We start from the raw sequence: 15,512 nt of genomic DNA, 5'->3' as shown, positions 1-15,512 counted from the left end.
CTATTGCCTCCCGGTAATGACATTAACCTTGGGTGGAATGATCCCACTACAATTCCGACATGCCGTGAACGCGCCTCCTTGAGTTCCGGCCGCACTGCTCCGCCCCAGCTTTATGGTCGCAATACTGATATCAGCCAGGTTCAGCGTGGCCGGATTCGGCACTGCGTTGTAGATGTAGTTCAAAGACTGAACCTCCGCGTGCAAGCCAGGTATCCCTGCTATGGTCGGAAACGAGTCGTGACTCGAAATATAGCCCTCGATCTGCCGAACTGTCTGGCCATTAAGCTTCTGACCGGAATTGCTATACGCGCGAGCAACCGCATCCACAAATTTACCCTGATCGACAATCACAAACGTATCGCCATCTGCAGACATCTTGACTCCGGGAAACGTCGGCACCTTTGCAAGAATGTTGCTGAACGGAGGAGTTTGAATGCCAAGTGCGGCAGATCCCCCTACCGAGACTGCAGGATTTTTGCTTCCCTCCGCGATGAGCAACCGCGCCTCGCCTACCGCTCGCGCCTCGACACTGACAGCAGATCCCATTACGGCTGGCGACGACACACCTGTCAGGACTGAGGCGCCTGTCCCTACAGGCATACCATTCAGACCGGCATAGACCTCCGCCGCGAGTATAGTCAGTTCGTTTGCACAAAGGACGGCATTTGCTACACATCCAGCTGCAATTCCCGGACCGAACAGCACCCCACCCAGCACACCGCCGAGCACCCCTCCGACATAAGGAGCGGCAGCATTCATCATCCCTGATGCTTGATCCGCATTGGCGCCCTGTGCCTGCATCAACGTTTTCAGCAACTGGGGGTCGCATGGCTTGGTACCACCGCCGCACGCGATATCCAGTGCCTTGCGCAGCGGACTCTCGGGCATACCGTGAACCGCCGACCCGTTGTTCAGCGCCTCGTTCTGCGCCGCAGCAGCCCCACCTTGTGCATCCTCCCCGGCAATCCCAGCTGTCAAACCACCCAGCAACGTCGACACGCCGACGATCGTCGCGCGCTGGCCATCTGTCAAGGTCGCGGCGCCGCCTGCCTGATCAACCAGGCGTGACGTAACAAGCGCGCTGACAGCCCCACCAATCGCCCCTCCTCCACACCCCTGACCAGTCGCGGCGCCAGCCGCGCAGCCGAGCGCCGCGTGCGAGGCCATATGGGCCAGCGTTTCTGGAAGACCGTCGCCAAAGTCGCCGACAGCCTTTGCATTACCGATCGCGTATGCAGCAGAAGCAGCCGCATCCCGAACGAAGCTGTCCCGCAGACTATCGAGGAAGCTTCCCCCGCCAATCAACGTCTGCGTGCCGGCCTGAATCGCCGCATTGGCAGACAACGCGAGCATTGCACTCGGCAACGATCCCGATGCCGCACCCGCTTGCGGCACCAGCGCATTGCCCGTGTTCTGCACACCGGCCCATGCCGCAAGACTCGGCGCACTGCCTTCAAACGCTGCATTGGCGCTGAAACCGAACGAACCGCTGGCGCCGTCGAACGTGATCCCGTTCGTCAGCCCGGCAGTCACCGCGCCGATCAGGCCATTCTTCAGGCTCGCGGCGATATCGACCTTACCGCTCGCAACGACCTGACCGAGCGCGCTGGATGCAAACGCGCTCAACCCGACTGCAATCATCGTGTTGGCCAAGCCGCCAACGGCCAGCGAACCACCTGCGGCACTTGCCGCCGCGGTGATGGCCGCGCCCGTCAGCCCCTGCTGAGCCGCCATAAATGCCGCTGTGGCTGCCGCGTCGGCTGCTCCCGACATCGATGCAATCGCAGCCGAAATTTCCGGCTGCATCATGACCGCTGCGGCAACAGCGACCACCATCGAGAAGATCTGCGTCATCCCGAACGAGCCGCCTTCCTTCACGAAATCCTGATGAAGGTTGTCGCTCAGGGCCGTCTGCGTGAAATTGCCGCCGAGTTGGTGTTGAAGCGCTGCAAGCGCTTGCTGGGTCCCGGCCTGATCGATCGTTCCATCGGCCGCAAGCTTCTGCAACGCCCCACCGATCTGGTTCAGCGCCTGAACATTCAGATCCATGTTCGCCGCGCTCATGAACCCGCCCGGCTGCACGACCGTGCCGGTCGTGTTCAGATAACCGCCATCGACCTTCTGCCAGATCGCGCCGACGTCGACCTGGTTCGCCTGGTTGGTGAGCGTGTGCGTGTCGACGCTCAGCGTCCCCGACGCCGTGATGCTCCCCGTATTGAGGATGCTGCCGTTGCCGTCCTGGTTGAATTTCAGCGCGACGTCCGTGCCGGCAATGTTCCCGCCGGCCGACATCGCCGTCGTGTTCGGCGACAGATACACCTGCGGCATCAGCGCGGTGATCGTCGGGCACGACGCCGTTCCGGTCGCATGACACGTCGGGTCCGGCACCGTCTGCTCGACGTACCACAGCATCGGCTTGTCGAGCGTGTTGATCTGCTCCTGCGTCAGCGCCGCGCCAAGCTGCAGCCCGTGCGACTTCGAATACTCGAGTGCGTTTCCGTACAGGTACTCCTTTGCCTGCTCCGTCACCGACATGTTGTGCTTGCTGTCGTACGACAAACCATCGACGAAGCTCGACTTGCCCGTCTGCTGGAGTGCGGCCTGCTGCAGCAGCAGGTCCTCTTCCTGCGGATTGAAATAGAACAGCGTCGACGACGGCTGGAGATTCGGCGGCAGGTTGTTCAGCAGATCCTGCGCCCCCAGCAGCCCGCTTCCGCCGAGCGACTCGTTGACGTACGACGCCTTGCCGGCAACCGGCGTCGGCAGCGTACCCATCCCGACCGCACGCGGAATCGACAGGTTCAGCCCCGGCAGCGTCACCGGACTGAGCGTGATCACGCGCTGCGGCGCGGCGACCTGCGGCGTATACGTATTCGGCGTCGTGATGCCGTTGATCAGCTTCTGCCCGCTCAACGACACCGACGTGCCGAGCACGTTGCCGACGTTCTGGATCTGGCCGCCCGACGAAATCGACAGGTTCGGCGCCTGGATCGTCGCCGCGATGTTGCCGACCGGCGTCGGCGGATTGATGGTGCCGCCGGTGCCCGTATAGGCGCTCCCATATAGCGCCTTGCACTGTTCCGGCGTGCCGCAGGCCCAGATGTCGTGGCGCTTGTCGCTGCTGAACATCCCGGTTTCCTGCACCCAGTGCGAGTGCCAGTACGCGTTCAGCACCTGCGCCTCGTTGACGACCGGCCCCGCGACGGAAATCGTCGCGTTGTTGCCGGCCGCGATCAGGCTGCCGATGTTCGTCAGGCTGCCCGCGTTGACCTGCAGGTTGTTGCCCGCGCTGATCACCGACGAACTGCCCGACTGCTGGTCGACATAACCTTCGCAGTAGCTCTCCTTGTAACCACCGGCGGTCATGCAGCCGGAATACTTCTCCTGTTTGCCGTAGTTCTCGTGGACCGGAACGGGCGGCGGCAGGTTGTTGGTAATCGCGCCCGAGACGTTCAGCTTGATGTCGTTGCCCGCGACGATATTGCCCGACGTGTTGTTCAGGCTCTGCGCCGGCGTGGTCGAGCCCGCGGTCGAGCCGACGCCGCCGATGACGATGTCGTGGCCCGCCAGCAGGTTGCCGTACGTGTTGTTGATCTGGCCGGCCGCGATGACGAGGTCATGACCGGCGTAGATCGTCGCGTTGTTCTGCGCATAGCTGAACGTCGTCGTGGTCGGATTGTTGCCACGCGGCTGACCCGCATTGCCGCAGGCGGCGTTCGGCACCCCCGATGCGCAGCCGACCTGACTCGAATAGTTCTGCTGGTTGCCGCCCTGATTCGTGAGCGTCCCCGACGCAATGCCAACGTTGTTGCCGGCGTACAGCAAACCTTCGTTAACCAGATTGCCACCGCCGACCGTCAGGTTGCTACCCGCCGCAATCATGCCCGTAGGCGTCGAAGAACTGAGTGTCCCGGTAGACGACGGCGCCCCAGCCCCCGTGGAAATGTTGAATTGCGCGGGGGCAATGTTGTAATTCACATTTCCAGAGTTCGCGACGGAGACAATTCCGAGCGATTTCAGCTGCGACAGGAATGCCGAATATTCACCCTGATCGACTTGCCTTACCGACTGGTTCACCACCGTGGGCACCACGGCGCCATTGCTCAGATTCTGGACGACAAGCGACACGTTACCTTGGGCCGCAATTTGCCCCCCACGGTTCGACAACGCATTCGCAGACAAGTCAATCGAGCCACCTGCGGAAATGACACCCGAAGTACCCGGCTGCTGACTCGTGGAAGTCTGATAGATCGTCGGCAACTTCAGCGAAACGGTCTTTACTGCGCCGGGCTGCGGGCCGGTTCCGACATACCACATCGGCTGGCTAGATGCATTTCCGCTGTTCCCATAGCGGGTGGCGGTCATCACTTGATTGAATGTGACATATCCGGACCCGGCCACCGGCGAGCTCGGATTGAACGTGCAGTCCCGGGGGCAAGGGCTGTCGTCGAAATACCCGACGTCGTAGCCGTGGACGGTGCCCGTCGGCGCAAGCAGATCGCCAAGCGTCACGTTCCGATTGCCGCTGAGGGTGCCGTAGAAGGTACTGCCGCTGTCGTTGGCGACGGGGCCGTAGTATTGGAACGACTCCGAGCCGACGGTGCCCGACCATAGCAAGTTCGGGTCTTCGACCACGGATCTCGTGGTTACCGCTCCCGTCGGTGGCGTCTGGTCATTTACCACGGCGCCCGCCGAAATACTGATGTTCCGCCCGGCATTGATCGACCCGCCCGTGTTCTGCAGCGTTCCGCCCAGGCGGAACACCACATCCCCCCTCGACTGCGTCGTCGCCCCCTGGTTGTCGTAGTTCCAGCCGGATACGGTCAGCACGCTCCCCGCCTCGACCGTCCCGCGGTTCGTCGTATTGCCGTTCAGCGTCAACGCGTTGTCCGCGTGCATCACCGCACCGCCCGCGTTGTTCAGCGTGCCGTTGAAGGTCACGTCGCGGCCGCTGACCTGCCCGTGGTTCTCGAACGTCCCGCCGCCGGACGACAACGTCAGCGCCGCGGTCCCGGTCATCGTGCCGTAGTTCGCGATGCCGTTCAGGCCGGTCAGCGCGACGCTCTGCCCACCGTAGTTCCAGGTGCCGCCGACGTTCACGTAGCCGGCGGTGATCGACAGGTTCCCGCCCTGGCTGATCGTCCCCTGCAGCGGATCGAACGTCATGTTGGCGACGTTGATGCCCATGTTCCGTTGCGCGAGCAACTGTCCGCCCGCGTTGTTGAGCGCGCCGTTGCCGCCATTGACCGTCAGCGACACATCGCCGGTCGCCCCCGTCCCGACGCTCGGATTCCCCGCAAAGATGATCCCGTTCTGGTTGTTCAGCGAACCCGCATTGATGCCGAGCGCATCCACCGCCATCAGCGACCCGCCGACGTTCGTCAGCCCGCCGCCCACGGTCACGTTGGTCGTCGTGCCGTTCACCAGCCCCGCGTTCGTGAAGTTCGACGCGTTGATCGTCGTCGCGCCGATCGACGCGAGCGATGCCCCCGCCGCGTTCGTCAGATTCGGCGCGGATACATTGAGCGACCCGGCCAGCACATGCGCCGCGTTATACAGCCCGTTCTGCGACGTGAGCGCCGCATTGCCGACCACGTTCACCGCGTGACCGCCCGCGAGCGTGAGCTGGTTCGACGCCTGTGCATTCAGCGCGCCGCCCACCGTCACGTTGCCGAGCGTCACGTTCGCGCCGCTCGCCTGCAGGTCGTGCGACGCGACGATCGTCGCGTTGGCGGCATCGACCGTCCCCTGCGCGGAGACGGTCACGTTCTTCGAACCGGTCACCGTCCCGTTGAGCGTCACGTTGCCGCCCGACACCCCCAGTTGACCGGCCACGACGCTCGAGCCGCCGAGCGTGAGGCTCTGCCCGGCATGCAGCGTCGTGTCGCCGTTCGACGACACGCCCGCGAGCGTCACATTGCCATTGACGCCGTTGACGTTCACCGTACCCATCGACGACACCGCGCCCGTCACCTGCGCGTTGTTCGCCGCCTGGATCTGCACGTTTCCGCCGGACCGCAGCGCGCCGTTGACGGCGACGCTGCCTGCCTGCGACGTCGCGAACACACCGCCGACCGCGGTCGTCGCGCCAAGCGACAGGTCGCCGGTCGACGTCGCCGTGAACTTCCCTGCTCCCTGGATCGCGCCGAGCGTAACGCCCGCGCTGGACGTGACGCCGATATCCTTGCCGAACGTCAGTGCGCTGCCGCCCGTGATCGCGCCGCCCGCGTCGAGACTTGCGCCCCCGAGGCCGAACAGTGCGCCGCCGAGCGTCATCGCGCCGCCGGACGTCAACGTGGTGTCGCCGTTGGCAAGCCCGCCCGTCAGCAGTGCCAGCGTGCCGCCGGCACGCGCACCGAAATTGCCGACGGACACGAAGTCGCCGCCCACGACGAGATTGCCGTTCGTCGCGCTCAGCGACGTATCGGCGTTCGAACGAATTGCGCCGGCGATGCCGAGGCTCCGTCCCGCGCCGGCCGTCAGGCTTGCGCCGCTGCCGACGCTGCCGGCGATCACCACGTCGCGCGCGGCGGCGATCGTCGCCGCCTTGCCGGACGTCAGGCTGCCGTTCACGACCACGTCGCCGGCGCCGTTGTGTCCCTGCGCGCGCAAGTCGATCGCACCGCCCGTCTGCGCGCTGCCGATCGCGAGGTCGTTGCCGGCCGTCATCGCCAGATCGCCGTCGGTCGCGACGCCGCCCTTCACGGCGATGCTATTCGCCGCGCTGACCGTGGCCTGCTTGCCGAACGCGATCGATGCCGCGTCGATCGAGCCGCCCGCCGTCAGCTTGCCGGCCTGCTGCGCGGCGATGCTGCCGACCAGCGTCATGTCGCCGCCGGACGCCAGCGTCGCATTGCCGCCCGACACGGTTTGCCCCGACAACGCGATCGCCTGCCCTGCCGTCACGTTCAGGTTGCCGCGCGCGGTCACGTTCGCTGCTGCGGCGCTGCCGTTCGACGCGGTGATACTCAGGTCGCCGGCCGTGTTCACGTCGGCAAGCGCGACGTTGCGTGCGGCGGTAATGCCCGTCGTCCCCCCCGCATTGATCGCGTGATTCACGTTGATGTCGCGCGCCGCCTGCAGCGAAAACGCGCCAAGCGCGGTGGCCGCGCCGCCAAGCGTCACGTCGCCGCCGCCCGCATTGCCGTTCGCGACGACCGACAGATCGCCCGACACCGCCTGTACGCTGACGAGGCCGACATTGTTGCCGCCCGTCACCGACACGCTCGCGCCCTGCAGCGCCCCCGACAACGCGACTTCGTGCGACGCGGCGAGCGTCGCGGCCTGGCCGAACGCCACCGATCCCGCGCCGGTGATGTCCCGTGCGGCCGTCAGCGTGCCGCCAGCCTGCCCGGCCACGCTGCCGCCGATGCCGATATCGCGGCCGGCCTGGAGTGTCGTCATGCCGGCCGCGGCGATCGTCCCGTTCAATTGCGCATCGACGCCGGCGCGCACATCGAGCGCGCCGCCCGACGTCGTCGTGCCGTTCAGTTGCACGTTGCCGCCCGATGCGGCCACCTTCATGTCGCCGGCAGACTGCGACGTGCCGCTCACGACGACATCGTTGCCCGCACTCAAGGTTTGCGCCGCACCGTTCGCCAGTGTGCCCGTCACCCGCGCGTCATGCGCGGCGGTCACGGTCGCGGCACCGGCCGCCTGCGCGGCGCCACGCACCACGGCATCGCCGCCGCCGGCGTGGCCGAGCGCCTTCAGGTCGAAGGAGGTCGCCGATACGACATCGTTGACGGACGCATCGTTGCCGCCCGTCAACTGCACGCTCCTCGCCTGAACGAGGCCGCCCGATACCGCATTACGCTGCGCGGCGGCGTCGAACGCACCTTGCAGGAACGACTGCTTGCCAGCGCCGACGATATCGCGCGCCGCGCGCAGCGTGCCGTTCGCGTCGCCGATCAGCAGCCCGCTGCCGGTGTCCAGATCGCGCCCAGCGGCGAGCCCCATGTCGCCAACCGCGCTCGTCGTCGCGCCGAGCAACAGATCGCGTCCGGTCGTCACGTCGAGCGCCGCACCGCTGTTGATCCCGCCGGTCGCAGCCAGATCGCCGGCGTGCGCGGCGATCGTCATTGCACCGCCCGACTGGGCCGCGCCCGCGATCACGGCGTTGCGCCCCGCGTCGATGCCGACCGAGGTTGCCCCTTGAAGCTTCCCGGGCACCGACACGTCCTGCGCCGCGATCGCATCGATCCGCCCGCCCGCAGCGGCCGTGCCGTTGATCGTCAGGTTGCCCGGGCCGGTATCCGCGCGCGATCCTTTCGCCCTCAGCGACAACGTATCGTCCGCCTGCACGTTCGTCACGCTTGCATTGCCTGCCGCCGTGACTGCAACCGTGTGCCCCTGCACCAGCCCGCCCTGCACGACATCGCGACCCGCATCGAGCGTCGCGGCCTGCGCGAGCGCAATCGTGCCCGCGCCGGTCAGATCGCGGCCGGCGCCGAGCGTGCCGGCCCCGTGGCCCTCGAGCTTGCCGGTCACGTCGATATCGTTGGCCGCGCCGACATGCGTGTCGCCGATCGTCAGCACCGTGCCGGCGATGCCCGCATTCCCGCCGGCCATCGCATCGAACGCGCCGCCGCTCGCCAGCGAGCCGCCGATCGCGATGTCGCGGCCGGCGCTCAGGGCGGTGTTCAGCGCCGAGGCCGTCTTGCCGCCGAGCGCGATATCCGTGCCCGCCTTCACCGCGAGCACGCCGTTCGTCGCGATCGAGCCCGTCGACGCGACATGCCCGCCGCGCGCATCGAACGTCGCATTGCCGATGGCCTGCAACACCCCGCTGTGATCGATGTCGCCGCCTGCGCGCAGCAGCACGTCCGAGTTGCCGGTCACCGCGCCGGTCGTGCGCAGGTTGCCGGCCGATGCGAGCGTCATCGATGCGCCCGCCGTCACGTCGTGCAGCGTCGCATGACCGCCCGCATTCAGGTCGACCTTGTCGCCGCGCAGCGAACCGGTGAGCAGCGTGTCGCCGCCCGACTGCAGCGTCGCCGCGCCGCCGAACGCCAGCGCCCCCGCCCCGCCGATCGCGCCGCCGGCCGTCAGCGTGCCGCGCCCCTGCGCGATCACCGTGCCGTCCGTGCGCAGATCCCGGCCGGCGTTGACCGCGAAATCGCCAAGCGCCGTCGTGCGCCCCTGGCCGAGATCGATCGTGCCGGCCGCGTCGGCCGACAGGTTGCCGCCCGATTGCAGGGTGCCGGTGCTCGTCAGCGCGCCCGCGGCATTGCGCAGCGTCATGTCGCCCGATGACACCAGCGCGCCGCCGACCGTCGTGTTGCCGCCGCCGATCACGTCGAGCGGCCCCGCCGCCTGCAGCGTACCGTTGACCGTGATGTCGCCGTCCGAGCGCAGCGCACCCGCCGCTGCCGCGTTGACCACACCGCGCAGCGTCGTCGGGCCGCCGCTCGTCATGTCGAGCTTGCGGCCGGCGTTGACGGTGCCGTCGACAACAAGGCCGCGCACCGCGCTCAAGGTCGCATCGGTGGCCGCGTCGAGCTTGCCGCCGACCGACAGCGCGCCATTGCTCGATGCCGCCAGCGGGCCGCCCGCGTGGAGCGTGCCGTTCACATTCAGGTCCGCAGCCGAACGCAAAGTCGCATCGGCGAGCGCATTGACGCCCCCGTTGATCGCGAGGGTGCCGCCGCTCGCCGCATTCAGCGATCCGGCCGTCTGCAATGCGCCGTTGACCGTGAGGTCGCCGGCGGCGTTCAACGTGCCGCCGGCGAGCGAGTTGACGGTACCGTCGATCGCCAGTGCGCCGCCCTTCGCGTTGACGGTCAGTGCCGCATTCGATTGCACGTCCTTCAGCGCGACCGAGCGCGCGGCGCTCAGCGACACCGCCCGCCCCTGCAGCACGCCGATGACCGCGAGGTCATTGCCGGCCTTGGCCGTGACGTCGTTCGCGAAGACGGTGTTCCCGCCGATCGCCACATCGTGGCCCGCGTTCAGCGTCGCGCCGCCCCTGCCCACGACCGATCCGCCGAGCGTCAGGTCGTGCCCGGCCGTCAACGCCGCATCGCCGCCGACGCTGGTCTTGCCGGTCAGCGACACGTCCTTCGCCACCGTCAGCACGACATTGCGTTCGGCCGCGAGCGTGCCCTGCGACGTCACGCTGCCTGCGCCGGCGGCGAGCGTCATGTCGCCGGCCGCCTGGACCTGACCGGCGTTGCCGATCGTCACATCACGCGCGGCGTTGACGCCGAGCGTTGCGCCGCCCGCGAGCATGCCCGTTACCTGGACGTCGCGCCCGGCCTGCACGGACGTCGGCGCATGCGTCGCGCTCGTGCCGTCGCCGCCACCGGCGAGCGTGCCGCGCACGACCACGTCGCGCCCTGCGGTCACGGTGGTTTCGCCGAGCGCCGCAGCCGTACCGTTGAACGCCACGTCGCCGTTTCGGGCGGTGACGGACAACGCTCCGCCCGCCTGCACATCGGCCACGCCGGCGTTGTTGCCGACCGTGATCCGCAGGTCGTTCGCCAGCACGTTCAGGGCCTGCGTCGTCGAAACGTCGCGAACCGCGTTCAGCGACATGCCGCGCGCCGCGCCCACCGTTCCGTTCAGCAGGATGTCGGTACCCGCCTGCATGTCGATCGCGCCGTTGCCTGCGATCGGTCCGCTGGTCGACACGCTGCCGTTCGTCGCGGTCAGCGCGATATCGCCGACCGCCTGCATCACGCCGCCGACGTCCAGGTTCCCGCCGGCCTGCAGCGTCGCCGTCGAGCCGGCCACCACGGTGCCCGTCGTCGCGAGATCCTGCGCGGCCGTGAGCGACATCATCGCCGCGGCCGTCACGTCGTGCAACGACGCCGCCCCGCCTGCCTGCATCTGCACCGTGTCGCCGCGCAGCGAGCCCGTCAGGCGCGTATCGCCGCCCGATTGAAGCGTCGCCGCCTGCCCGAATGCGATCGCCGCCGCGCCGCCCATCGCACTACCGGCATTCAGCATGCCGTTGCGCTGGCCGATCACCGTGCCGTTCGCGACGAGGTCGCCGCCCGCGCGCACCGTCAGGTCGCGTTGCGCCGTGGTTTGCTGCGTGCCGAGATCGACCGCGTGCGCGGCGTCGATCAGCAGATCGCGGCCCGCCTGGATCACGCCGGTGCTCGTCAGCGAGCCCGCCGCGTTCTTGAGGGTAACGTCACCCGTCGACAGCACCGTGCCGCCGATCGACGTGTTCGCGCCGCTCGTCAGTGTCAACGGGCCCACGCTCTGCAACAGCCCGTTCACGCTCGCCGCGCCGCTCGACGTGACGGCCGCATCGGACAACGCGCTGACGGTGCCGCCGATCCCGAGATTGCCGCCGCTCGTCAGATCGAGATGGCCCGCGCTTTGCAGCGTGCCTGTCACGGTCGTATCGCTGCCCGACTTGAGCTGCGCGGTCGACATCGACGTGACCGTACCGTCGACGGTCAGCGTCCCGTTTTGTGCATGGGCCTGCAATGCACTCGACGACTGCACGTCATGCAGCGTCATCGACTGGCCGCTGCCCAGCGTCACGTTCGTGCCGGCGAGCGAGCCCGTCATCGACAGGTTGCGTCCCGCCTGCGCCTTCACATCCTTCAGGAATCCTGTACTACCACCCAGCGCGATGTCACGCCCCGCGTCGACGCGTGCGCCGCCACGACCTGCCAGCGTTCCTCCGACCGTCACGTCACGGCCCGCCGTCACGGCGATGTCGCCGGTGAACACGGTCGTGCCCGTCAGCGTGACATCCTGTGCCGCATTCGCGGTCAGCGCGCCTGCGCCGTTCAATGTGCCGGCCGACGCGATGCTGCCGGTCGTCGCGGTGATCGCGAGATCGCCGATGGCGCGGACGGCGCCGCTGCCGTTGACGCCGACGTCGCGCTGCGCCGACAGCGCCACCTGCGTGGCGCCGGTAAGCGAACCGTTCACGGCGATGTCGCGCGCCGCCTGCACGTTCGTCACGCCCGCGACGATCGCGTTGCCGTTGAGTACCACGTCGCCACCGCCCGCCGTGCCTTGCGACTTCACGTCAAGCACGGTGCCGACCTGCATATCGCTGATCGCTGCGTTGTTTCCCGCACGAACGTGCAGATCCTGGTCGGTCCGCAGTGCGCCCCTGGTGGCGACATCGCGACCGGCTGCCAGCGTCAGCGTCTGCGACGACTGAACCGCGCCGCTGACGCCGAGATCGCGCCCGGCCTGCAATGTCGTCGTTGCGTTGCCGATCAGGCTGCCCGTCGTCGCAAGATCCTGCGTCGCGGCAAGCGACATCGACGAAACCGCCTGCACGTCGTGCAGCGACGCTGATCCACCCGCCTGCGTCTGCACCGTGTCGCCGCGCAACGAGCCCGTCAGGCGCGTATCGCCGCCCGACTGAAGCGTCGCAGCCTGCCCGAACGCAATCGCCGCCGCGCCGCCCAGCGCCCCGCCCGCGTTCAGCGTGCCGTCGCGCTGCGCGATCAACGTACCGTCCGCGCTCAGGTTGCCGCCCGCCCGCACACTCAGGTCGCGCTGCGCGAGGGTCTGCTTCGCGCCGAGATCGACCGCGTGCGCGGCATCGATCCGCAGGTCGCGACCGGCCTGGATCACGCCGGTGCTCGTCAGCGAGCCCGCGGCGTTCTTGAGGGTCGCATCTCCCGTCGACAGCACCGTGCCGCCGATCGCCGTATTCGCGCCGCTCGTCAGCGCGAGCGGCCCCGCGCTCTGCAGCATGCCGTTGACCGTCACGCCACCGCTCGATGCGAGCACCGCGTCCGACAGCGCGTTCACCGTGCCGGCGATCGAGGCGTCCCCGCCGCTCGTGATATCGAGCGAACCGGTGGTCTGCAGCGTGCCGTCGACGCTGAAGCGATTCGCCGCGCGGAACGATCCCGTCGACAGCGTGTTGACCCGCCCCGCGATCGCGAGACTCCCGCCGCTGGCAACGTCGAGGCGATCGATACTCTGCACGCGACCGAGCACGGTCGCGTCGCCGCCCGATTGCAGCGTGGCGCGGGACTGCGACGTCACACCGCCGTCGACCGTCAGCGAGCCGCGCTGCGCGCTCGCCTGCAACGCGCCCGACGATTGCACGTCGTGCAGGGTCATCGATTCGCCGCTACCCAGCGTCACGTTCACCGCGGCCAGCGCGCCCGTCATCGACAGATTGCGCGCGGCCTGCGCCTGCACGTCCTTCACGAAGCCCGTATTGCCGCCCAGCGCGATGTCGCGGCCGGCGTCGATCCGCGCCCCGCCGTGCCCGGACAGCGTGCCGCCCACGGCCACGTCGCGGCCGGCGCTCACCGCCGTGTCGCCCGTGGTGCCGGTCGTGCCGAGCAGCGCGACGTCCTGCGCGCCTTGCACCGACAGGTTCGATGCGCTCGCCAACGTGCCGTTCGACGTCACGCTGCCGGTGCGCGCCGTCAGCGCGAGGTCGCCTGCCGACTGCACGGTGCCTTGTGCGCCGATCGTCACGTCGCGCCGTGCGTCGAGCGCCAACGTCGAACCGCCGGTCAGCATGCCGTTCACGGTGATGTCGCGCGCGGAGGCGAAGCGCGTGGCACCGGTCGCCTGCGTATTGCCGTTGAACGCCAGGTCGCCGCCGCCGGCCCCGCCCTGCGCGCTCACGTCGATGGTGCCGCCCGCGTGGATATCGCCGACGCTCGCGCTGTTTCCGGCCCGCACGCTCACGTCGCCGTTCGCCAGCAGCGCACCGCTCGCCGCGACATCGCGCCCCGCGCTGGCAGACAGGTTCCCGCCGCTGGCGACACGCGCGGTCGTGGCGAGGTCGCCTTCCCGCGCCGTGAGCGTCAGGTCGCCGGATGCATTGACCGGCCCGGCCAATACGATGCTGCGTTGTGCGCTTGCATCGACCGTGCTGCTATCCAGCCGGCCGTTGACGTGGACGTCGCGCGACGCACGCAGCGACGTGCCGGCCACGGCCAGCGCCGTGCCGTTCAGCGTGACGTCGCCGCCCGCTCCGCCCTGCGCCGCAACCGCCAGCGCACCAGCCGTCTGCACATCGCCCAGCGTGACGTTCGCGCCGCCGGCGATCGCCACGTCGCTGCTGGCTTGCGCATTGGCGACGTTCACGCTGCCGCCCGCGGACACCGCGAGCCTGCCGCCGGACTGGGTCGTGCCCGTCGACGTCACGTCTCCGTCCGCGCTGATCGTGTAGCCGCCGACGCCCAGGTGCGCGCCCGTCATCGATACGTTGCCTGCGCCGTGCAGCGTCGCCTGCTGCTGCGCGGCGGACCCGGCGACCGACACGTCGCCGTTTGACGACATCAGCAGGTCGCCTGCGTTCGCGGCCAGTTGCGCGTCGGCCCGCACGCCCATGCCCGCCGCGGTGCTGATCACCTGGATCTGGCCGGCGGTCATCGCGCCGAACGCGGTTGCGTCGATCGCGAGCGACCGGTTCGCCCCGCCGTTCGCGGCATTGATCGCGGCGGCGGAATTCGCCGCGCCGTTCGACGCGGTGCCGTATGTGGTGCCGTACGCATCCGCCGCCGTCGGCGCCACGAACTGCCGCCCGGCAACCGCGTTGATCCGCGTGCCCGCATACAGCGGCGCGTTGATGCCGATCGTCTCGCCGATCAGGTCGATCGTGCCGACCGTCCCCTCGATCCCCGCGCCCGGCCCGTTGACGCCGGCATTGCCCTCGATCTGCAGATGGCCGCCGGTCACGTTGTAGCCGATCGCCTTCGCGTTCGCAAAGTCGGTCACCGCGCCGCCCACGCTGCCCAGGAACTGCGGCGCGCCGGTCGACAGCGAAACGCCGATGGTATTGGTGAAGCCCGTGCCGCGCGTCGTGATTCCGTTCGGGTTCGCGATGACGACCGCCGCCGGCGCGCCGAACACTTCGAGCGGGCCGTTCAGCAGGCTCGCGTAGGCACTGCCTGTCGACGTCACCTGGTTGACGATCACGCTCGCCGTGCGACCGTTCAGGTTCGCATTCGCCTGTACATTGCCGCCCGTCAGCGACGTCCCCGACATCAGGCTGTTGTTGAGGATCAGGCCGACCGGGTCGATATTGAACTGTTGATACTGGTTCAGCGAAATGCCGGCCGCGTTGGGCGTGGTGATATTGACGACCGGCACGCCGCCGCCCGCCCCCGTCGTCTGCGTGATGCGCGGCTGAAACGTAATCGGCGCGGACGGGTCGACGATCGGCGCCGCCGACGCCATCTGCATCGACAACCGGACGCGCATCGTAGCCAGTTCGACCAGCCGTCGCCACGCAGCGTCATCGAGGCGGCGGTTTCCGGCGCCCAGCACGCCGGCCGCGCTGCGCCCCTGCTCGACCGTCATCGTGATCGGTCCGATGAACATCGTCAGCGCGACGATCGCGCAGGTCGCCCGCTGCCACCAGCGATACGGGTGAACGACCGGTGCGACCGCCAGGAAACGCGGCGCACCTGCCGCGGACCGCGCACGCGCGCCGATTCGCGCCGCACCGGCGGCGGCGAGTTGCTGCAGGACCTTACGCTTGGACGTGTTCATCTATTTTTTTCTTCGTTCTTCCGGGCTTGCGCCCTGCGTCTCACGCCATCGGCCGGCCGACCGTG

Annotated in this window: 1 protein-coding gene; it reads right to left on the bottom strand. The window is 68.3% G+C overall.

All coding sequences use genetic code 11. The features are described from left to right. Nucleotides 1-15,447 carry a YwqJ-related putative deaminase gene (locus VL15_RS28685; RefSeq protein ID WP_196319631.1) on the bottom strand — a complete coding sequence of 5,149 codons (15,447 nt, stop codon included), beginning with the start codon at nucleotides 15,445-15,447 and terminating at the stop codon, nucleotides 1-3. Between the last annotated feature and the right edge of the window lie 65 nt (nucleotides 15,448-15,512).

Source organism: Burkholderia cepacia, assembly GCF_001039005.1.
GTDB lineage: Bacteria > Pseudomonadota > Gammaproteobacteria > Burkholderiales > Burkholderiaceae > Burkholderia > Burkholderia theae.
This window is presented reverse-complemented; position numbering and strand designations above follow the sequence as displayed.

Coding starts and splice junctions, on each gene's coding strand:
- VL15_RS28685 (WP_196319631.1), bottom strand. CDS start 15,447: ATGAACACGTCCAAGCGTAAGGTCCTGCAGCAACTCGCCGCCGCCGGT.